This is a genomic window from Paenarthrobacter sp. TE3676, assembly GCF_056279165.1.
Window position 1 is genome coordinate 196268 of record NZ_JBWBQU010000009.1, and the last position, 20298, is coordinate 216565.

Annotated in this window: 18 protein-coding genes and 1 pseudogene; 15 read left to right on the forward strand and 4 right to left on the reverse strand. The window is 62.7% G+C overall.

Annotated features, from left to right (window positions below; genetic code table 11):
• Both ACZ881_RS20265 and ACZ881_RS20270 read right to left on the reverse strand, forming a co-directional pair.
• Positions 1-1965 (reverse strand): acyl-CoA dehydrogenase family protein, encoded by a 1965-nt coding sequence (locus tag ACZ881_RS20265; protein WP_476117769.1) that lies wholly within the window; start codon positions 1963-1965, stop codon positions 1-3.
• Positions 1966-2027: 62 nt separating this feature from the next.
• Entirely contained in the window at positions 2028-2330 is a 303-nt protein-coding gene (locus ACZ881_RS20270; protein ID WP_091463474.1) for a hypothetical protein, read from the reverse strand.
• Between the two features lie 371 nt (positions 2331-2701).
• Between ACZ881_RS20270 and ACZ881_RS20275 the strand changes: the two genes are divergently transcribed.
• The 3 genes and pseudogenes from ACZ881_RS20275 (at position 2702) to ACZ881_RS20285 (ending at position 8662) form a co-directional block, all read left to right on the forward strand.
• Positions 2702-4159, forward strand: coding sequence for a DUF3375 family protein (locus tag ACZ881_RS20275; RefSeq protein ID WP_476117770.1), 1458 nt, complete (start codon positions 2702-2704; stop codon positions 4157-4159).
• Positions 4152-4973, forward strand: a pseudogene (locus ACZ881_RS20280) (DUF4194 domain-containing protein); the annotation flags it as partial. The gene ACZ881_RS20275 and the pseudogene ACZ881_RS20280, both read left to right, overlap by 8 nt.
• Positions 4974-5170: 197 nt before the next feature.
• Positions 5171-8662: an ATP-binding protein gene (locus tag ACZ881_RS20285; RefSeq protein ID WP_476117771.1), complete on the forward strand. Its 3492-nt coding sequence runs from the start codon at positions 5171-5173 to the stop codon at positions 8660-8662.
• A 100-nt stretch (positions 8663-8762) separates the two neighbouring features.
• Here the strand turns inward: ACZ881_RS20285 and ACZ881_RS20290 are convergent, their stop codons facing one another.
• Positions 8763-9257 carry an FBP domain-containing protein gene (locus tag ACZ881_RS20290; RefSeq protein WP_476117772.1) on the reverse strand — a complete coding sequence of 165 codons (495 nt, stop codon included), beginning with the start codon at positions 9255-9257 and terminating at the stop codon, positions 8763-8765.
• Positions 9258-9714: 457 nt separating this feature from the next.
• On the opposite strand from ACZ881_RS20290, the gene ACZ881_RS20295 reads away from it, so the two are divergent.
• The 7 genes from ACZ881_RS20295 (at position 9715) to ACZ881_RS20325 (ending at position 16850) form a co-directional block, all read left to right on the forward strand.
• On the forward strand, positions 9715-10785 hold the full coding sequence (locus ACZ881_RS20295; RefSeq protein WP_476117773.1) for an iron-siderophore ABC transporter substrate-binding protein: 1071 nt from the start codon (positions 9715-9717) through the stop codon (positions 10783-10785).
• A gap of 5 nt (positions 10786-10790) precedes the next feature.
• Entirely contained in the window at positions 10791-11906 is a 1116-nt protein-coding gene (locus tag ACZ881_RS20300; RefSeq protein ID WP_476117774.1) for a FecCD family ABC transporter permease, read from the forward strand.
• Positions 11903-13012: a FecCD family ABC transporter permease gene (locus tag ACZ881_RS20305; RefSeq protein ID WP_476117775.1), complete on the forward strand. Its 1110-nt coding sequence runs from the start codon at positions 11903-11905 to the stop codon at positions 13010-13012. The genes ACZ881_RS20300 and ACZ881_RS20305 overlap by 4 nt, the downstream gene beginning before the upstream one ends.
• A 1-nt stretch (position 13013) precedes the next feature.
• The gene (locus ACZ881_RS20310; protein ID WP_091463454.1) at positions 13014-13838 is read left to right on the forward strand and encodes an ABC transporter ATP-binding protein; all 825 of its coding nucleotides are present in this window, start codon (positions 13014-13016) and stop codon (positions 13836-13838) included.
• Entirely contained in the window at positions 13835-14890 is a 1056-nt protein-coding gene (locus tag ACZ881_RS20315) for a siderophore-interacting protein (protein WP_476117776.1), read from the forward strand. The genes ACZ881_RS20310 and ACZ881_RS20315 overlap by 4 nt, the downstream gene beginning before the upstream one ends.
• 305 nt (positions 14891-15195) lie before the next feature.
• On the forward strand, positions 15196-16032 hold the full coding sequence (locus tag ACZ881_RS20320; protein ID WP_474662118.1) for an SGNH/GDSL hydrolase family protein: 837 nt from the start codon (positions 15196-15198) through the stop codon (positions 16030-16032).
• Positions 16029-16850 (forward strand): SGNH/GDSL hydrolase family protein, encoded by an 822-nt coding sequence (locus ACZ881_RS20325; protein ID WP_476117777.1) that lies wholly within the window; start codon positions 16029-16031, stop codon positions 16848-16850. Before ACZ881_RS20320 ends, ACZ881_RS20325 begins: the two co-directional genes overlap by 4 nt.
• Here the strand turns inward: ACZ881_RS20325 and ACZ881_RS20330 are convergent.
• A complete protein-coding gene (locus ACZ881_RS20330) occupies positions 16826-17113 on the reverse strand; it encodes a YciI family protein (protein ID WP_476117778.1) in 288 nt (95 codons plus the stop codon). The two genes, ACZ881_RS20325 and ACZ881_RS20330, sit on opposite strands and share 25 nt — an antisense overlap.
• Positions 17114-17181: 68 nt before the next feature.
• Here ACZ881_RS20330 and ACZ881_RS20335 point away from each other — a divergent pair, with 68 nt between their 5' ends.
• The 5 genes from ACZ881_RS20335 (at position 17182) to rpsN (ending at position 19595) form a co-directional block, all read left to right on the forward strand.
• A complete protein-coding gene (locus ACZ881_RS20335; RefSeq protein WP_091463442.1) occupies positions 17182-17661 on the forward strand; it encodes a MarR family winged helix-turn-helix transcriptional regulator in 480 nt (159 codons plus the stop codon).
• 53 nt (positions 17662-17714) lie between these two features.
• The gene (locus ACZ881_RS20340; protein ID WP_476117779.1) at positions 17715-18479 is read left to right on the forward strand and encodes an SGNH/GDSL hydrolase family protein; all 765 of its coding nucleotides are present in this window, start codon (positions 17715-17717) and stop codon (positions 18477-18479) included.
• Positions 18480-18881: 402 nt separating this feature from the next.
• Positions 18882-19118: a 50S ribosomal protein L28 gene (rpmB, locus tag ACZ881_RS20345; RefSeq protein WP_011776361.1), complete on the forward strand. Its 237-nt coding sequence runs from the start codon at positions 18882-18884 to the stop codon at positions 19116-19118.
• The gene (rpmG, locus tag ACZ881_RS20350) at positions 19118-19285 is read left to right on the forward strand and encodes a 50S ribosomal protein L33 (protein ID WP_003798558.1); all 168 of its coding nucleotides are present in this window, start codon (positions 19118-19120) and stop codon (positions 19283-19285) included. Before rpmB ends, rpmG begins: the two co-directional genes overlap by 1 nt.
• Positions 19286-19289: 4 nt before the next feature.
• On the forward strand, positions 19290-19595 hold the full coding sequence (gene rpsN / locus ACZ881_RS20355; protein WP_011776360.1) for a 30S ribosomal protein S14: 306 nt from the start codon (positions 19290-19292) through the stop codon (positions 19593-19595).
• Positions 19596-20298 lie beyond the last annotated feature (703 nt).

Consider the following 20298-nt stretch of genomic DNA (forward strand, 5'->3'; position numbering starts at 1 on the left):
TCACCGGTAGCTGCGGTGCAGGTTCTCCTTGGTTGAGGCGCCCGGCGAGGCATCGCCGATCCAAGGGCCGGTTCCCTCGGACTGGTCCAGGACGCCGGCCTCCAACCAGGCGTAGTCGCCGGCGAGGACCTTGCGCGAAAGGTCGTGATCGCCGTCGTCAGTATTCCTCCACAGCTGATCGAAGTATTCGTCCACCCGCACGCGTGCCTGCTCGCAGAATGCCTCGGCCAGCTCGTACGCGGCAGCGCCCTGTTCGGGGTGGGTCCGGAGCAGCATCTCGGCGCGTGAACAGCATGCGGCCATGGCGAACAGCTCGGCGCCGATGTCCACGATCCTGCCCAGGAACGCCTGCTTGTGCTCAAGCTTGGCCTGCCACCTGCCCATGCCATAAAAGGTCTGCCGGGCAAGCCGACGCGAGGACCTTTCAACGAAGCGCAGTTGCTTGCCCAAACGCCCGAACTCCGCATAGGACCGCGGATCCATCCCGGCGCCCGCTACGAGTTTCGGGAGCCATTTCGCGTAGAAGCCGGAGGCCCCGACGGCGGCCCTCGCCTTGTCTTGCAGGCTCGCATCCGCAGAGGCAAGGTCGCCCGCGGCGGCAAGGTGGGCATCCACGGCTTCGCGGGCAATCAGGAGCTTCATGATTTCGCTGGAGCCCTCGAAGATCCGGTTGATGCGGAGGTCCCGGAGGAGTTGCTCGGCCGGTACTGCCCGTTCGCCGCGGGCCTCCAGGGATTCGGCTGTTTCAAAGCCCCGGCCGCCGCGGATCTGTACGAGTTCGTCAGCGATCCTGCAGCTCAGTTCCGTGGACCACAGCTTGGCCAGCGCGGCTTCGATACGAACGTCTTTTTGGCCGGCGTCAGCCATTTCGGCGGAAAGTTCGAACACGGCCTCCAACGCGAAAGTGGTGGCGGCGATGAAGGCGATCTTTTTGCCTACGGCCTCGTGTTTGCCCACCGGTCGCCCCCACTGGGTCCGTGCGTTGGACCATTCGCGGGAGATTTTCAGGCTCCACTTTCCGGCAGCGACGCACAGGCCAGGGATGGAGAGCCGTCCGGTATTAAGCGTAGTGAGGGCGATCTTCAGGCCCTGCCCTTCGCGGCCGAGCCTGTTGGCCGCAGGGACGCGAACCTGGTGGAAGCGCGTCACCCCATTCTCGATTCCGCGCAGGCCCATGAAGGCGTTGCGGTTCTCCACGGTGATGCCGGGGGAGTTCATTTCCACCACGAAAGCGGAGATACCGCCCTTATGCTCGGTGCCGTCAGCATCGGTGTGCGAAGGCACCCTGGCCATGACCACCACGAGTTCGGCGATCACGCCGTTAGTGGTCCACAGTTTCACGCCGTCCAGAAGGTAAGACTCGCCCTCGTCGGACAGCACTGCAGTGGCGCCCATGCGCGCGGGGTCGCTGCCGACGTCGGGCTCTGTCAAGAGGAACGCGGTAATGGCGCCGGCGGCACAGCGCGGCAGGTATTCCTGCTTCTGCTCAGAGGTGCCAAATTCTTTTACGGGTTCCGGAACACCAATGGATTGGTGGGCGGAAATGAGGGCGCCGAGGCTTGGATGTACCGATCCCAGCAGGGCAAGGGCGCGGCCGTAATAGACCAGAGACAAGCCCAACCCGCCATATTCACGCGGAATCTTCATGCCGAATACACCCAGGTTGGCGAGCCCTTTCAGATATTCGTCGGGAATTTTGGCGTCGTGCTCAATGACGCGGCCGGACATGGTTTTGGCGAATGTCACCAAGCGGGCCATGAACTCCTCGCCACGCTGGACATCGTCAGGTCTGGCTTGCGGCCATGGGTGTATCAGGCTGAGGTCAAAGCTGCCCAGGTACAGGCCTTTGGCGAAACTGGGCCGGTTCCATTCTGTTTCCCGGGCAGCCTCGGCAACGGCGCGGGCTTCTTCTGCGGTGGCATTGACGCTTGCAGCGGCGAGACTGTTGTCAGTGGCGGACGTCATGGGGTAACTCCTCTAGCCGGTGGTGCCGGATGGAGCCAGGGTCCGCCTTGGGTGCGAACCCTTCAGCTGTCCCTCAATGCTACCCGCGAGTAGCTACCGGTGCTAGGGGAAACCTGCGGCTGGAATTCGGCAGGAATTTCCACTTGTCCGGCGTGGTGGACCACGCGGTCCCACGCAAAGTTAATGCCGTGGACAAGGCCGCCCAGTACCGCCTTAATGGCGTACCAAGCAATGCCCGCTGCTCCGATAAGAATAATTGTTGCCATTGCTGCTGCGGCGATAAAGGCCACAAGAATTGCAGCGAAAACCAGCGTTCCAATGAATACGTAAGTGGCTGTATCAAGCGCAGTGAAGTCGAAATTCATGGTTCCCCCCGGGGCGACGATGCATGGGTTGACGCGGCGTGGCTGCGTCGATGCTCTGACACTAGGGGCGGGAGTACTTTCCGGCCAGAGCAGAAACGCGTCGTGGCGGCGTTGATATGGGATCGAAACCATACCAGGCGGTAGGTTACGGAATGGTTGCGGCAGGCAAGCTTCCACCAGGTACAAGGACGGGTTCGACGGCGGCACGGGAGGCGCGCTTTTCGGCGGCTCTTCGGCGGCTCATCCGCCGCCGGCCGCCCCCCAGTCGGCCAGCGACGGGCCCATCGGTGGCCCCGGCGACGCTCTGCGTTAACCTTGTACGGGGCAGTTTTCGCTGCCAGCCAGGTTTCGCAGCAGCTGAAGGAGAGTAATTGTCCCGGTCAGCCATGTCCTCCGCCGACGCCATTAGCGCGAGGCTCCGTGACCTCGAACAGTTGACCAAGGGCCCCGCATGGGCTCTGACGCGGTCCGCGCCGTGGGTGATCGCGGTGCTGCAAGCATCCTTTACCCGCACCCGGCCGCAGCTTCCACTCGAAGAGTTCCACGCCGACGTCGACGCTTTCCTTGAGCAGCTCCGCCGGCAGGACCCGGCGTTGGGCGGCCAGCAGAACGGCAAGCTTTTCGGCGACGAATGGACCCGTAAACAATTCCTGACGCGTCGCAACCAATCAGGTCAGATCGTCTACGAAGTTACCGAGCCCGCTGCCCGTGTGCTCGCGTTCCTGGACAGTCTCTCCAGCGAACGTTCCACACTGAACGGTTCGCGGCTTGGCACGCTCCTGGGCGACGTGGAGAAGCTCGCCAACGAGACCAACCCGGATCAGAGCGCGCGATTGGAAGCCCTGGAAGAGGAAATCCAGGAACGCCAACAGCTGGTGGAAGACATCAGCTCAGGCGAGTTTGACGGCCTCCTGGATGATGAGGAAGCCGTTGAAGCGGCCGGCAACATCCTGGATCTCGCGGCCAGCCTGCCTGCCGACTACAAGAAGATGCGTGACCGCATCGAAGAGTTGGTAGGCGAGCTCCGCAACCAGATCATCGAGGAATCCCTGAGCAAGGGCGCCACCATGGCCCAGGTTCTGGAGGCCGACAAGCGCCTGCGGCAAAGCCCCGAGGGCCGCACCTTCCGCTCGTTCACTGCTTTTCTGGAGGATCCGCAGCAGCAGTTGCGGTTCCGCTCGGCTATCGGCGAGGTGCTGAGCCGGCAGTTCGCGGACGACCTCTCCCATGAGGACCGCGAAACGCTGAAAAACCTGGTGGCCGAGCTGCGCACGCAGCACAGCCAGATCCAGCGGATCTACGGCAAGCTCTCCGAAAGCCTGAACACTTACATCCAGAGCGACGACGTCAGGCAGTCCGTCAGCCTGCGGAAGGTGCTGTCCGAGGCCGAACAAGCCATCCGATCCATGCCCTATGAACGCGACCGACCCGGCCTGGTCCGCGGACCCGCGCTCTTCAATGCCGGGTTCGAGTCGCTGGCCATGGTCAAACTCTTCGACCCCGACGAATTCGCAACACCACCACGCCTGGCCGATCCCATCGCTTTCAGCGACTCGGACCGGGTGCGGTCAGCGCGAACCGGCAAAGCGCGGCCTGAGGTTGTCCGGTCAGCCATGGCAGGTGCAGCCACGCTGGGCGACGCATGGGAAAACCTGCCCGCCGAAGAGCGGCACATCAACACCGTGCGCACCCTGCTGTCCATGGCACTGCAGACCGGCGCGGCTTTCGACCGGGCCGCCTGGGAACACATCGACTTCGAACAAATCGACGGCAGCATCCGCACCGCGTACCTGCCTGTCGTCTCGCTGAATAAGGATTCTGATGACTGAAGAAATCACGACGACGGACATCACCGAAGCGGACGAGGTCACCGAAGAGGCGACTGAAGCCGAGTCTGCTCCTGAAGTCAGCCATACTGACCCGTTCCGGGTCACGCCGCGGGATACGTTCGTGGACGGCGCCGCGCTGTTCCCCGGCGACACGGGAGTGCTGCCCATGAAAGTGCGGCATGCGCTGGTGAAACTGCTCAAGGGCCCGTACATCGACGGTGGCCGCGACGAGAAACTGTGGACCACGCTGCTGGACAACCAGTTGATCCTCCGCAGCCGCCTGTCCGAGCTCTTCCTCAGCCTCCAGCTCGACCACGACCGCAAAATCGCAGTCCTCCGACCCGTTGACCCGGAAGTCGTCGGTGCCAGTTCCCGCTCCAGCATCCTGCGCCAGCAGCGTGCCCTGAGCCGGGTGGAAACCATCGTCCTGCTGCGCCTTCGCCTGCTGCTGGACCGCCACGTCACAGCCCAGACCGACCCGACCATCACCCGCGAGGAAATCGCCGACCTCGTCGCCAACTACACACCCGCTGGCCAACAGGATGCCCTCCGGGACTCTGACGTTGTCACCCGTACCATCACAAAGCTCCTGGCCCGCCAACTCATCCTCCCCACCCCGCTGGATGACACGTACACCATCAGCAACGCCCTTCCGCTGGCACTCCCCTTCGAAAACATCGGCGACATCCCGGCCCAAATCGAGGCCCTGATAGCAGTAGCAGCCGACGAATCCGGCACAGAGCCCTTCCTGGACCTCGACTCCGACTCCAACCAACCCACGCCCTCAGGTGACTACCTGGACGAGGACTCTGAAGGTGACGGGTCCGCTGACGTGAGCGCCGACGTCGAGCGTTCTTCGGATGAGATCGGTGATGCCGATGAAGTCGGGAACGGCGCCAGCGGCGATGCCGGGGACATGCGGCAGCATGCGTCTAAGCGAGGGACGAGCGAGCATGCAGAGCATGTGTCCGGTGCCGCCGCGGACGCAACCGACGCTGAAGGGATGACCAAGTGACCATTGCAAGCATGCTCCCGCTCGGCGAGCTCACGAACCCGGGCCAGATGCGTTTGGCCCTCGTGCAGGTGGTCAACTGGGGCACCTTCCATGGGGCTCACACCATGCACGTGGACCGCAAGGGCACCCTCCTTACGGGTAACTCGGGTGTCGGCAAGTCGACTCTCTTTGATGCGATGCTCCGCGTGTTTGATGCCCGTCCGCGCTCGAACGAGGCTGCGGCCCAGCGATCCGGCGGGGCTGTGGAGGACAAGAGGACCACGTTCACTTACATGCGCGGCAAGGTGGGTGATAAGGCGGTGGGGGATAGCTCGGCGAGTGCCTTCCAGCGTCCCGGTGCCACCTGGTCCGCCGTCGCACTGACGTTTGATAATGCGGCTGGCACGAAGGTGACGGTGTCGGCTCTGTTCGACTTGCCAAAGAATGGCACGGAGTCGAGTGTCGGGCGTTTTTATGTGATTGACAGCAAGCCGTTGGACCTTGAGGCGATCGAGGGCATTGCGCAGAAGCGGTTTACCAAGGGCGCGTTGGAGTCGATCTTCCCCGAGGGCCAGGTCTTCGACGTGCACAAGGCGTTCGCCGAAAGGTTCCGCAGGCTCCTGGGCATCAACTCGGATCAGGCGCTTCCGCTGCTTCGCGTCATCCAGGCCGGTAAGGGCTTGGGCGGCAGCGTGAACACGTTCTTCCGCGACCAGGTACTCGATGCTCCTGCCACGTTGGCTGCCGCCGATGATGTGGTGGAGGAATTCAGCAACCTGATGTCCATCCGGCAGCGGTTGGAAGACGTACGGCAGCAGCGGGACCAGTTGGCACCGGTTCCGGAGCTGAACAAGGAGTACGCGCAGGCGTTGCTGGACGCGAACCGTCTCCGCGAGTTGGCCGGCGAGGAGTTCGAGGCCTACAAGCAGCAGCTTGCGGTCACGGTGCACGCCAAGACGCTGGCCCGTTTCAAGGAGCTGGCTCAGTCCAAGGCTCAGGAACTGGCTGCTGAACGCACTGTGCGGGATGCTTTGGCCAAGGAGCTCCGTGACCTTGAGCTGGATTACAACAACCGCGGCGGCAACGCGATTTCGGCGATTGAGCAGTCGTTGGAAAACGCCCGGGTTGGCCTCAAGCTGCGTCAGCAAGTTGAAGATTCCGCCAAGAAGGCGTTGACCGATGCCGGGCTGAACCTGGAGTGGACCGCCGAGGGCTGGGATCAGGCGCACGAGCAGGCAGCTGCTCGCTCGGCGGAATTGAAAGACGATTCCGAGGCGCTCAGGGAGCTTCGTTTTGAAGCCTTTGACGGACACGCGACCAAGAAGCGTGAGCTCGCCGCGGCCCAGCAGGAGCTGCTTTCGTTGCGGTCGCGCAAGTCGTTGCTGCCGCCGTCGAGCATTGAGAACCGGGCTGCTATCGCAGCAGCAACCGGGGTTCCGGAAGAACGGATGCCCTTTGGCGGTGAGCTGATCGATCTGGCAGAGGGCCAGGATCAGTGGCGTCCGGCCGCCGAACGAGCGCTGCGTAACCTCGCCACCACGTTGCTGGTTCCGGGTGAGCATTTCGCCGCTGTGACGCGGTACCTGAACGACAACACCGTCCGGGGCGCGCTTCGCGCTGTCGATGTTTCCAAGCCGCTCGCCGGTGGCGCGCTGGCTGTGGAGGACGTGTCCGATGGCGACCTCTTGACTAAGTTAAGCATTCTCACCTCGGGCGCCAACGCCGACGCCGGGGAGTGGATCCGCGAGCGGATTGCCTTGGACTTCGCGTACCCGTGCGTTGAGGACCCTGACGAGCTTGCTTCGATGGACAAGGGCCTGAGCCTTGGTGGCGTGGTCAAACGCAACAGGCACACCGTGGAGAAGGACGACCGTTTCACGAGCCGCCAGGATTACGTCCTCGGTTTCGATAACGCGTCCAAGCTCGAACTGGTGGCAGCGCGCGTGGGGGAGCTGGAAAACGAGCTCGTGAAGGCCGCGGAACTTGCCCAGAGCCGCGAGGATTCGCATCAGGGTATGGCACGTCAGCTCGAAGCGCTGCGCAGGGTCGCTGAAGATGAGCGGCCATGGGAGCAGGTCTCCGCAGCCGTGGCCGCGGATGAACTTGCCAGGATCGAACAGCGCCTAACGGACGCTCTGGCCGCCCAGGCAGACTTGGAGCCGCTGCGTGCCAATATCGAGAGTGTCCGGGAAAAGCACCAGTCCTCCACAGGTGCGGCCGCAGTCCTGCAGAGCGAATACAAGGCGCTGGACCACAAGATGACCACGGCGGACGGCCTGCTCGATGCGGCGAGGTTGAAGCTGGAGCAAGCACCGCCGTCGGCCTCTACCGTCACCGCGCTGGAGCCGTACTTCGATGGCGTCGGTGAAGTCTCCGAACTTTACGAGCTCGACAACCTTGCCAACAGCGTCCGGAATAAGTTGCTCGACGAACTGCATGCTGCGGAATCCCGCGGCCAAGCGACGGCCGAGCGGCTGACCCGCATGTTCGAGGCATTCGTGCGCGACTGGGGAAGCGCTATCAGCGCCGATCACGGCACCTCGATTGGAGCTGCAGGGGACTTCGAATCCCGGTACCATGCGATCGTGAGCGATGGCCTGCCCGCTCAAGAGGCTGAATTCCGGCTGTTCTTCAACCAACGCACGCACGAGTCCTTCAGCACGCTGTTGCATCTGCTGGACGAGGAACGGCGAAGCATCACCAGTCGGATCCTGCCCCTCAACGGCATCCTGTCGCAGGTCAACTTCCATGAGGGCAGCTTCCTGGAACTGGACATCAAGCAGACACTGCCGGCCACGGCCAAACAGTTCAAGGATGCGATCCAGAACGCCCTGAAGGCCAAGCACACGCGGCCGTCGCGCGGCACGGCTGCTTCAGCAGGTGCTGCTTCAACGGCAGAAGTCGACGACGACGCCGAGCTCACTGCGCGCTACAAGTCGTTGGAGACCTTGGTGAAGCGGCTTGGCTCGCAGACGCCGGAGGATCGGCGCTGGCGGGCTGAGGTGCTGGACGTCCGCGGGCACCTGTTTATTCAGTGCAAGGAACACCGCGAGGTTGCTTCGAAGTCAGGCAAAACCGGCACCACTGGAAAGTCCGGCAAGAAGAAGACCGAAGTCTTCATGCATGCCGACACAGGGTCCATGTCCGGCGGTGAGCGCCAGCGATTCACGGCCTTCATCATGGCCGCGGCACTGAGCTACCAGCTGGGAATCGCCGAGCAGGGCTTCACCACGTATGGCACCGTGATGATGGACGAAGCCTTCGTGCTGGCGTCCGAGGAATTCGCGGGTGCGGGTATCAAGGCGCTTCACGAATTCGGGTTCCAGTTGCTCCTGGCCGCACCGGAAAACGTGATTGACCTGTCCAGGCACCTTGGCTCCGTCACGGAAATCCTCCGGGACAAGCGCACTAACCGCTCGGGTGTGCTCACGGCTCCGGTCATCGCCGGGCCTGGGGAACCAGGAGCATGGCGTTCCGAAGCCAACCCGGTGGACATCGTCCTGCGCTGACGTCACGTCTCGTCGGGCGGGCCCAAGTAGGTAGCAGATGATGCCGTTTTGAAGGTTCTAAATGGCACCTGCTGCTACCTACTTGGGCTTGTTCCTGGACTTACTTCGTGCGGACGCGGTCAAGGAACTGTTCGGTCCTGGACTCCAGTCCTGCGATTTGTCGAACAACGACGGCGGCAGGGTCCGGGTTGATCTCGTTGGCGGGCGGTTCCTTGCGCACATTGGCGCTGCAGCCGAATTCGGCGCAAATCAGTGTCCCCACGGTGTTCCCGTCCTTACCGGATTGTCCGGCTTTCTTGGCGACCCACAAGTAAACGTCGTCCTTCGAAAACACGTCGCGGCAGAGTTCGCAGAGGACTACGCGCCTCTTCCCGGAGCCACCTTCAGGTGCGCGGAGCATGATCCCGGTGAGTTCGCCCCGGTGCGGAACCACGAGGTATCCGCGCTGGGGCATTTTTTCGTCCCGCCAACCCAGGAATTCCAGATTGTCCCAGTCGATGGTTTCGAAGTTGCGGGGGAGGTTGGCCTTGGCTGCCTCGGAGCGGCTGGCGTTGATGAAGGACGAACGGATCTGTTGGGCAGTGATTTTCTGCATGGCAAGCTTCTCTCGGAAATGGTCGACGTCCGCGCTCTGAAGATGTGCGCGGAAATGGCGGGATGCGTCGGCCATCGAGGGAAGGAAGGGCACAGTTGTCTAGCCCCTATCAAAGGGACGTGCCTTGAAACCTAGGAAGATGCCGACGTGCGGGGGAGTGCCAAGCAGGCCGAAGCGGCCACCTCGCCAACTATGGCTGCAGCAACTGAAACAGTGCGCACGCTCATCCCTTCGTCGTGATCCTTGGAAGCGGTAGTCCGCTGCCGCTAATACTTTCAAAACTCCGGGGCAGATGTCCACTGCGAGAGCGATCGGGTGAAGGGCGCGGGATGTGAGAGAGCGTGTGACCTGCATCCCATTTCGGCAACGAGTTGGATTAGGTGACGCAAACGTTTCTTAATTCTCTACAGGCTAGGCTAGCCTTACTTAGGTTCGCATCACTTACTTAAGGAGTCCCGTGGCTTCCCTTCTCCCACGCCGCGCCCTGCTGAAAACAGCAGGAACCGCGACGGCCGCTTTGGCCGCCGTCGCTCTTACCCTCACCGGCTGCTCCACTGGCCCCGCAACTTCCGCTCCGGCAACTGAGCAGGAAGCCTCCGCAACGTTCCCGGTGACCATCAAGAACGTCTTTGGTGAGACCACCATCAAGGAACAGCCCAAGCGCGTAGTTACCGTCTCGTGGGTCAACGACGACATCGCGATCGCACTGGGTGTTGTCCCGGTTGGCGTTCCCAAGAACGAGTGGGGCAACAACGACAAGGGCTCTACCCCTTGGAAGGACGCAGCGCTGGAGAAGCTCGGCGCCGGCTTTGGCACCGACAAGGCTCCGGTCCAGTTCTCCGAGGCTGACGGCATCAACTTCACCGAGATCGCCAAGCTCAGCCCGGATGTTATCCTGGCCGCGTACTCCGGCCTGGAAGAGGCTGACTACAAGAAGCTCTCCGAAATCGCCCCCGTTGTGGCGCAGCCGGAGCTCGCCTACGGCACGCCGTGGCAGGAAAGCACCTCCCTCATCGGCAAGGCACTGGGCAAGGAAGCCGAAGCCAAGAAGCTGATCGAGGACACTGAAGCCACCGTCAAGGACAAGGTTTCCAAGTTCCCGCAGATCAAGGACAAGACCTTCATCTATGGCAACCTCGAGCCTGCCAAGGGTGACGGCGCCAACGTCTACACCGCAATCGACAACCGTCCCCGCTTCCTCTCCGAAATCGGCATGAAGCTGGCTCCGGTAGTCACCGAGAACACCAAGACGTCCACGGACTTCTTTATCCCGTGGTCCGCCGAGAAGGCCAACGAGCTCGAGTCCGACATCTTCGTGACCTGGGTTCCGGACGCCACCACAGCAGAGGCCATCAAGGCTGATCCGCTGCTCGGCCAGATCCCGGCCGTGAAGAAGGGCGCGTTGGTTGCCGATTCGGACAACACCCTGACGCTGTCCATCTCCGCTTCTTCGCCGCTGAGCCTTCCCTGGGCACTGGACACGTTCCTGCCGCAGCTGGGTAAAGCAGCAGACGCAGCTGGTAAGTAACTGCAATGAAACCGAGTACGACGGCGGCAGTCCAGGGGCGGGGCAACGGCACTTTGGTGTCGGCTGGCCCGGGAGGCATCTCCCCTGAAACTGCGCGAACCGGAGGGGGAACCGGCTCCCACAGTGCCGCAGGCAAGCGTGCTGCTTGGCTGCTGGCGGCCGTCGTCGTACTCACCGCAGTGTGCGCTGCATCCTTGGCGATCGGCGCACGCGGCCTTCCCCTTGATACCGTGTGGGAAGCACTCACCAAGTTCAATTCGGCAGATGGCAACCACGCTGTGGTGATCGCCCGGATTCCACGCACGGTGCTGGGGCTCCTGGCCGGGGCCGCACTTGGTTTGGCCGGTGCAGCCATGCAAGGCGTTGCCCGCAACCCCCTGGCCGACCCCGGCATCCTGGGGCTCAACGCCGGTGCTGCCCTTGCAGTCGTCGTGGGGATCTACGTTTTCGGTATCGGCTCCCTGTCCGGTTACATCTGGTTCGCCTTCATCGGCGCCGCGGCGGCCGCCGTCGTGGTTTATGCCGTTGCTTCCCTGGGCCGCGACGGTGCCACGCCCGTCAAGCTAGCCCTCGCGGGTGCGGCCCTGAGCGCCGGCCTGTTCTCCCTGATGAACGTCATCCTGGTTTCGAGCCAGGACACGTTCGACCGCTTCCGTTTCTGGCAGGTGGGCACCATCGGTGGACGTGACTGGTCCGTCCTCCTTCCCGCGCTGCCGTTCCTCGCAGTCGGGGCCGTGATTGTCCTGGCTGGCGGTCGCATCCTGAACAGCCTTGCCTTGGGCGATGACATTGCCCGCGGGCTCGGCCAAAACGTCACGCTGGCCCGTAGCATCACAGGGCTGGGCATTGTGTTGCTGTGCGGATCCGCTACTGCCGTAGCCGGGCCGATCGCGTTCCTGGGCCTCGTCATTCCGCACGCTGTCCGCTCCCTGACTGGCCCGGATTACCGGTGGATCCTGCCGTTTTCCGCAGTTGTGGCCCCTATCCTGCTGATCAGCGCCGACATCGTTGGCCGCGTGATCCTTCTCCCCGGTGAGGTCCCCGCAGGCATCATGACCGCCATCATTGGCGCTCCCGTCTTCGTCTGGCTCATCCGCCGTGGAAAAGGGGCCGGCCTGTGACCACCGTTCACAAACTCCCCACCGAGTTGGCACTTAACACCAATGATTCCCACAAACATGGGCATCAAATGTCACTTCGGCGCGTGCTCAGCCCCACATTTTTCCTGGGCCTTGCAGTCGTCGTCATGTTCGCGGTGTACGTGCTCCTGGGCAGCTACACGGTGACCATCCCGGACTTCTTCACCATCGTCATCAACCACCTGACCGGCGGCGAGAAAATCCCCGGAGCCAGCTTCATCGTGATGGAGCACAAACTGCCCCGCGCCGTCGTTGGAACCATGATCGGCATCGCCTTCGGCCTGGCTGGCGCACTGTTCCAGACCATGCTGCGCAACCCGCTGGCCAGCCCGGACATCATTGGTATCAGCTACGGCGCCAGTGCGGCGGCCGTGACGGCCATCGTGATCTTCGGCGCTTCCGGAGCCGTGGTTTCCGGTGCTGCCCTTGCCGGAGCGCTCGGCGTTGCGGCCATCATCTACGCAATCTCCCGCGGCGGCTCCGGCGCAGGCGGAGGAAGCCGCGGCAACGCTGCAGGCAACCGGCTCATCCTGGCTGGCGTTGGCATCGCGGCTGCACTTCACGCGGTGGTCAACTTCCTCATGACCCGCGCGGACATCCGCACTGCCGCCGATGCCCTCGTCTGGCTCAATGGATCATTGAACTCGGCCACGTGGGATCGGGCCGGCGTCCTCGCAGTCTCGTTGCTGATCCTTGTTCCTGCCGTCATTGCCCTTGCCGGGCCGTTGCGCATCCTCGAACTCGGAGACGACGCCGCCGCTGGCCTCGGGATCAAGGTCAACGCCGCCCGGCTGGCACTGGTGCTGACCGCCGTCGGACTTGCCGCCGTCGCAACCGCTGCTGCCGGTCCCGTAGCGTTTGTCGCTTTCCTCGCCGGGCCGATCGCCCGACGCGTCGTCCGCAAACCCAGCCTGCCGGCGTCGGCCCTCACTGGCGCCCTGATTGTGTTGCTCGCAGACTTTTTCGCCTCCAACATCGCACCCGTCATCCTCGACGGAACCGTCCTTCCGGTCGGTGTCATCACCGGCGCCCTGGGCGCCCCCTTCCTGCTGTGGCTGCTGGTCACGTCGAACCGAAAGGAGGCCTGACATGGCCATCCTTAATGCCAAGGACCTCACGCTCCAGTACGAGGCACGCAAGGTGGTGGAGGGACTCACCACCGAGATTCCCGAAGGCAAAGTAACCATGATCGTTGGCGCCAACGCCTGCGGCAAGTCCACCCTCCTGCGCGGACTGTCCCGCCTCCTCAAGCCGGCCCGCGGTGCCGTGACGCTGGACGGCAAGGACATCCACACCCGCCCCGCCCGCGAACTCGCCCGCACCCTTGGCCTGCTCCCGCAGCACCCCACCGCTCCCGACGGCATCACCGTCCGGGACCTCGTGGGCCGCGGGCGATACCCGCACCAAGGCTTCTTCCGCAGCTGGAGCGCAGCCGACGACGCCGCGGTGCAGCGCGCGCTGAACGCCACCTCAACGCTGGAACTCGCTGAGCGAAGCATCGACGAGTTGTCCGGCGGACAACGCCAGCGCGTCTGGATCGCCATGGCCCTCGCGCAGGAAACCGAAGTCCTGCTGCTGGACGAGCCCACCACGTACTTGGACCTGGCACACCAAGTGGAAGTCCTGGACCTGATCACGGACCTCAACCGCAGCCGCGGAACCACCGTGGCGATCGTGCTCCACGACCTCAACCTTGCTGCACGCTACGCCGACCATGTCATCGCCATGAAAGGCGGGTGCATCGTGGCCGAAGGACCTGCGCCCGTCGTGGTGACAGAAGAACTGGTCTTGAACGTTTTCGGTTTGGAATCCCGAGTGGTTCCGGACCCCATCTCAGGCACACCGCTGATCGTCCCCATTGGACGCCACCACGCACGCCCCGCTTCAACCAACGAACTGGAGATCGCCTCATGAGTGCACAACCGACACAGGCAAAAGCAAGCGCCGCCGTGGAGCCCATGACCCTCGCCTTCGACGTCACCGTGACGGCCGTGCAGGAGCTCAGCCCCAACTTCCGTCGCATCACCTTCGGCGGCTACTCGCTGCGTGACTTCGGCGTTGCAGGGGACACTTTGGACCTCCGCGTGAAGTTGATGATCCCGTCCTTCGACGCCGCCGGACAGCAGATCCCGCTCCCTCCCTTCAAAATGGAAGAAGCCGGCTGGTACCAGGAATGGTTGGCCATGGACCCGTCCGTCCGCGGTGACATGCGCACTTACACGGTCCGGTCCGAGCGCCTCGACGCCGTGTACCCCGAGATCGACATCGACTTCGTCATGCACTTCGACGACGCCGGACACGGCGGACCCGCTGCCAACTGGGCACTTGCGGCGAAACCAGGAGACGCCATCACCATCATCGGCCCCAACAACCGAGCAGCCCAGTGCACCACGGCCGGCGCCTACGGCGGCATCGAATGGCGTCCGGGCCTGGCCCAGCGCGTACTCCTGGCAGGCGATGAAACCGCTGTCCCTGCCATCAGCGCCATCCTGGAAACCCTGCCAGCCGACATGACCGGCCACGCCTTCCTCGAGGTACCCGAAGCCGGCGACTTCCAAGACATCTCCACCGAAGCCGATATCGAAATCACCTGGCTCGCACGTGGCGCAGCCATCGGACGCTCACGACCCCACGGCGAACTCCTCAAGGAAGCCGTCGCCAAGGCCGTTCCCGTGCCGGGCTGGGTAGGCATCAAGGGCGCAGGCACCGCCGCCGGACCCGAGCCCGAAGACGTCAACGTGGACCAGGACATCCTCTGGGAAACCCCGCAACGCATGGACACGGCAGCCATCGAGGCCACCAAAAACCCCACCCTTCCCGCAGGCGCCCTCCCGTTCTACGCATGGATTGCCGGTGAAGCGTTCGTGATCAAGGAAATGCGGCGGTACCTGGTACGGGACGTTGGTATCGACCGCAAGCAAGTTGCCTTCATGGGTTACTGGCGACGCGGCAAGGCGGAGGGCTAAGCCTCCTCTGTTTAGTCCCCGCAGCGACTGGGTGGCAGCTCGGTGGCCATCCTCGGCGTGCTGCTCCTTCGTCGCTTTGACGCACGCTGCCGGATGCCCACCGAGCGGCCCGTCCTTGCGTCACACCTTCCCACGCTCTCGCACTTCACTCGGGTTTGGGGGGCGACGCTCTCGCACTTCCCTCGGGTTTGGGGGCGACGCTCGCTCACGTCACTCGGGTTTGGGGGCGACGCTCGCTCGATTCCCGTTGGCTTGTTCACTTTGGGTTGGCTCCGGCGTAACCGGGGGCGGGTAGCGTCGGCTGCGTGCGGGAGGAATTCGGGGACGGGAAAAAGGTTCGACGGCGGTATGTCGCCATCGGAGATTCCTTCACCGAAGGCGTGGGGGACACGAGCAAGATCCTGCCCAACGGGGTCCGCGGATGGGCCGACAGGGTTGCCGAGAAGTTAGCCAAGGCCCAGCCGGGCTGGGAGTACGCCAATTTGGCAGTGCGCAGCAAGCGGCTTCGGCACATCATCGATGAACAACTCGAGCCCGCCCTCGCCATGGAGCCAACGCTCGTCACGCTCTACGCAGGCGGAAACGACATCCTCGACTTCGGCACCGATATGGATGCGCTCCTTAATGACTACGAGTTGCTCGTCGCGCGCCTCAGCGAAACCGGTGCCACTTTGGTCCTGTTTACCGGCTTCGACGTGAAAGTGTCTGCCGTCCTGGAACCCTTCAAGAAACGCAACACCCACTACAACCAGAGAGTCCGCGACATCGCAGCCAAATATGGCGCAGTTCTGGTGGACTACTGGTGCTTCGACGCGTACAAGGACTCGCGGATGTGGGCCCCGGACCGGCTCCACATGTCCAAGGCGGGCCACAAGTATTTGGCTGCCCAGGTTCTGGACCATCTCAACGTTCCGCACAAGATCTCACCGAAAGAATGGGACCCGCCCAGCCGCATGTCCATGCGCGAATGGGAGCGCCGGCAACGCCGCTGGGTCAATGACTGGGTGGTCCCGCTGTTCGGACGCAAATTACGCGGTGTCACTCTTGGGGACTCCATCAGCCCGCGATGGCCGGAGCCCGTGAAGGTTCCACGCAAGGGCGGCTTGAAAAAGCTCATGGAAGACCGGGAGAAAGCGCAATGAAAGACCAGATCCGGTTTGTGGCCCTCGGCGACTCCTTCACTGAGGGTGTCGGCGACAACGATCTCAGGCTCCCCAACAACTGCCGGGGCTGGGCGGACCGGGTGGCCGAAGAACTGGCAAGACACGACGAAACCGTGCGATACGCCAACCTGGCTGTTCGTGGGCGGCGCCTCCATCGGATCATCGACGAACAAATCGAGCCCGCCCTCGCCATGAATCCCACGATGGTCAGCTTCTACGCCGGCGGGAACGATCTCCTCATGGCAAGGCTCAACATGGCCAGGCTCATCCGGGACTACGAAGATGCCGTCAAAAGGATCAAAGCCAGAGGAGCCATGGTGCTGCTCTTCACGGGTTACAACGTTCCTTTGTCGCCCTTGCTTGAGCCGCTCAAATTGCGCACTGCCATCTACAACCGTCACATTCGACGTATCGCCGCAAAGTACGGGACGCTCTTGGTGGACTACTGGTGCTTCGAGAAGTTTCAGGATCCGCGAATGTGGGCTCCGGATCGCCTGCACATGTCCACCCCGGGCCACGGCTACATGGCCAAGAAAGTCCTCGAAGTCCTCGGGGCCCCCCACTCGCTGACCTCACCAACGCTTGCCGCTCCCCGTCCGCGGACGTTCACCGAAAACATTGCCGACGACGCCGCCTGGCTGAGGCGCGACGTCGGGCCTTGGCTTAAGCGGCGGGTCCGCGGCATATCGAGCGGTGACCATCTGGGAGCGCGGTGGCCGGAACTGATGCCGGTGGTGTTGCCGGAACGGCTGGGAACCGCTCGGGCAAAACCTCAGCTGTCGAGCAGGTTTTCGTAACCCTCAGCCACGCTGGTGGCAGTGAATTCGATGATCTCGAACTCGGCCACTCCGTTGCTGTAGAACGGGTCCTTCGCCAGAGAAGCATCCAGCGTCGCCCTGTCCACTTTCGAGAGAAGAACACCGCCGGTGGCTGGGACGCGGCGTCCGGACGCTAGGAAGGTCCCGGCGTCGTACGCGTCCTTAAGCCAGGCCATATGGCCCGGGCGGTGGAAATCGACAATTTCGTCGGGAACTTTGTAGGTCAATGAGACGACAAACATGCCGCCAGCCTATCGCCTGAGCCCGGGCCGGGACCTAAGGAAGTAGGGAATTCTCCTAAGATGGAGGCATGACTCAACCCCGCTGGCTGAATGCCGACGAACGCCGTGCTTGGCTGGCTCTGCTGAGCATCAACACTTTGCTCCCCTCGGCGTTGGACACCCAGCTTCAGTCGGCCGGCAAACTGTCCCTGTTCGACTACAACGTACTTGCGATGCTCTCCGAAACCGAGGGCCGGTACCTTCCCATGAGTGAGCTCGCCGCACGGACAAGTGCCTCGCTGTCGCGACTCTCCCACGTGGTTACCAAGCTGCAGAAACGCGGATGGGTGGAACGGCAAGCGCACCCCGGCGACGCCCGTGTCACCGTAGCGCACCTGACCGACGCCGGTATGTCCACCATCGTGTCCCTGGCCCCGGGACACGTGGAGTCCGTGCGCACGTTGATGCTCGATTCCCTTAGTCCCGAGGACGTCTCGGACCTTGCACGCATCGGCGAGAAAATTGTTGCCCGATTGGACAACAACCACTGGATCCTGCGCGATTCCTAGCCCTCCTGCTGCAGGCTTTGTGGCCTCAAGCCTTGAAGTGGCAGACTGACGGCATGGATTTTTCTGCCCGTTATGTTGCCCTGGGGGACTCGTTCACCGAGGGTGTTGGAGACGACGATCCCGCCCGCCCCAACGGCGTTCGCGGCTGGGCCGACGTCGTTGCCGGGCAGCTCGCCTACAGCAACCCGGACTTTGGCTACGCCAACTTGGCTATCCGAGGCCGGAAGCTCCGGCAGATCATGGCGGAGCAGGTTGATGCTGCCGTCGCGATGAAACCAACTTTGGTGACGTTGTATGCGGGGGCGAACGACATCTTGCGGCCCAAGATCGATATCGACTCGCTTTTGGAGGAGTACGACGCCGGCATCGCCAAGTTGAGCGCGTCGGGAGCCACAGTGGTCCTCTTCACGGGCTTTGATGCGAAGGGCTCGAAGGTTTTCAGCGCCATGCGCGGCCGCACTGCGATCTACAACGAACTAGTGCGCGAAATCGCCGAAAACCACGGCGCCCTCCTAGTGGACTATTGGCGGTTCGACGAGTACGACGACTGGCGCCTCTGGGGTGAGGATCGCATGCACATGTCCACCGCAGGCCACGTCAACATGGCAAAGCGCGTCCTGGATGTCCTCGAGCACCAGCACGTCATCGAGGTTCCGGAACTGGCGCCGGTCCGACTTATGAATCGCGTTGAGGCATTGAAAGCAAACGCACGATGGTTCCGCGAATCCGCGGCGCCATGGGTTGCCCGCCGCGTGCGTGGAGTGTCCTCCGGCGACGGTTTGAGCCCGAAATACCCGGAGTTGATCCGGCCGCTGTAATCCGGGCTGCCGGGCGACCCGCCATGGTTGAGTCGGTGTTCCGGCAGTGGACGCCAAGGGCTTATGATGCCGGATTGGTCTTAATTTGGCCTGACCCGTAGAATAATTAGGCGCTAGGTAGTGCGGATCGTGTGCAATTGCTCCGGTTGGTGGCGACTGTCGGTTTTACTGACGTCCCGGTGGCCGGTAGTTAGGGGCTCAAGTTGCGTGCATTCCTGTATTCGCCCGGTATCCCAGGATCTATTCCAGTGATTATCACTGCCCGGTCCTGACACCAACCTTCTTCGCCGCACTTGCTGCGGAAACTACCGAAATGGTCTGGACCCGGATGCGGACGCTGCCTGTCGCACGGCAACGCAGGAACATCTGTACGCCGTTACATTCAATCTTTGGAGGAGAGTCATGGCAGCACACTGCCAAGTGACCGGAGCCGAGCCGGGCTTTGGACACAGCATTTCGCACTCGCACCGTCGCAACAAGCGTCGGTTCGACCCGAACATTCAGAAGAAGCGCTACTGGGTTCCGTCCCTGCGCCGTAACGTCACGCTGACCCTGTCAGCCCGTGGCATCAAGACAATCGACGTACGCGGCATCGACTCAGTCGTCGCCGACATCCTGGCACGAGGAGTAAAGCTCTAATGGCAAAGGACAAGGACGTACGTCCGATCATCAAGCTGAAGTCCACCGCGGGCACCGGTTACACCTACGTAACCCGCAAGAACCGTCGTAACGATCCTGACCGCCTGGTCTTGAAGAAGTACGACCCCAAGATCCGCCAGCACGTCGAATTCCGAGAGGAGCGCTAAACACATGGCAAAGAAGTCAAAGATTGCTCGCAACGAGCAGCGCAAGGTCATTGTTGAGCGTTACGCTGCCAAGCGTCTCGAACTGAAGAAGACCCTGGTTGACCCCAACGCGACTGACGAAGCACGCGAAGCTGCACGCCTCGGCCTGCAGAAGCTGCCCCGCAACGCCTCCCCGATCCGTCTGCGTAACCGTGACCAGATCGACGGCCGTCCCCGCGGCACGCTCCAGAAGTTCGGTATCTCCCGTGTTCGCTTCCGCGACATGGCTCACCGCGGTGAGCTCCCGGGCATCACCAAGTCTTCCTGGTAATCACGAAGCTCTAAAAGGGCCGGCAACCGTTATGGTTGCCGGCCCTTTTTGCGTTAAGCGCGTTTGTCAGTGGGTGCGTGGTTCCAGCAGGCGGCGGTCATCCTCGGCGCGCTCGGTCGACCCTCCCTTACACGCGCGCTGCCGGATGACCGCCGCCTTTCCGAACGCTCTCTCACCTAATCACCGCTTTCGGGAAACTGTCTCTCACTTCCCTCGGGCTTGCGCTCGTCGCTCGCTCACTTGGAATAGTCGACGGCGGTGGTGAGCGTGGGCGCGCTGCGTTGGGTTGGTGGCTGGCCGGGTGTTGTGACGGGCTTCACGTGGGCTGGTTTTGGCTGGTTTTGGTTGGTTTGGGGTCGCAATGGTGGTTTTTGGCCTGTGTTTGCGGGGTTTCGGGTGGTGTTGGTGATGATTTGTGCCCGAGCTTATGGACGTGTAATGTCTTCTGAGTCGCCGCGAGTGAGACAGCCTGGAGCTGAGAACCGCGGAGGCCGACCCCCTTGATAACAGCCTGGAAAATGGCACGCTTCTAAGTGTGCCTTGTGCCGGGTGGGGCCGGGACTTGGATCGAAAATCGCGGAAACGCTGATTTGCGAAGATCCGGTTGATCGGGTAAGTTTGAAAAGTTGCTCCGGAGCGATCCTGGCCCCTTGTGTGGGGTTTGGTGGTGCCGGGTGTGTCTGTTGTTTGAGAACTCAATAGT

Excerpts from the sequence above, each read along its gene's own strand:
- ACZ881_RS20265 (WP_476117769.1), bottom strand. The coding sequence starts at position 1,965 with ATGACGTCCGCCACTGACAACAGTCTCGCCGCTGCAAGCGTCAATGCC.
- ACZ881_RS20335 (WP_091463442.1), top strand. The coding sequence starts at position 17,182 with ATGACTCAACCCCGCTGGCTGAATGCCGACGAACGCCGTGCTTGGCTG.
- ACZ881_RS20330 (WP_476117778.1), bottom strand. The coding sequence starts at position 17,113 with ATGTTTGTCGTCTCATTGACCTACAAAGTTCCCGACGAAATTGTCGAT.
- rpmG (WP_003798558.1), top strand. The coding sequence starts at position 19,118 with ATGGCAAAGGACAAGGACGTACGTCCGATCATCAAGCTGAAGTCCACC.
- ACZ881_RS20290 (WP_476117772.1), bottom strand. The coding sequence starts at position 9,257 with ATGCAGAAAATCACTGCCCAACAGATCCGTTCGTCCTTCATCAACGCC.
- rpmB (WP_011776361.1), top strand. The coding sequence starts at position 18,882 with ATGGCAGCACACTGCCAAGTGACCGGAGCCGAGCCGGGCTTTGGACAC.
- ACZ881_RS20315 (WP_476117776.1), top strand. The coding sequence starts at position 13,835 with ATGAGTGCACAACCGACACAGGCAAAAGCAAGCGCCGCCGTGGAGCCC.
- ACZ881_RS20270 (WP_091463474.1), bottom strand. The coding sequence starts at position 2,330 with ATGAATTTCGACTTCACTGCGCTTGATACAGCCACTTACGTATTCATT.
- ACZ881_RS20340 (WP_476117779.1), top strand. The coding sequence starts at position 17,715 with ATGGATTTTTCTGCCCGTTATGTTGCCCTGGGGGACTCGTTCACCGAG.
- rpsN (WP_011776360.1), top strand. The coding sequence starts at position 19,290 with ATGGCAAAGAAGTCAAAGATTGCTCGCAACGAGCAGCGCAAGGTCATT.
- ACZ881_RS20300 (WP_476117774.1), top strand. The coding sequence starts at position 10,791 with ATGAAACCGAGTACGACGGCGGCAGTCCAGGGGCGGGGCAACGGCACT.
- ACZ881_RS20325 (WP_476117777.1), top strand. The coding sequence starts at position 16,029 with ATGAAAGACCAGATCCGGTTTGTGGCCCTCGGCGACTCCTTCACTGAG.
- ACZ881_RS20310 (WP_091463454.1), top strand. The coding sequence starts at position 13,014 with ATGGCCATCCTTAATGCCAAGGACCTCACGCTCCAGTACGAGGCACGC.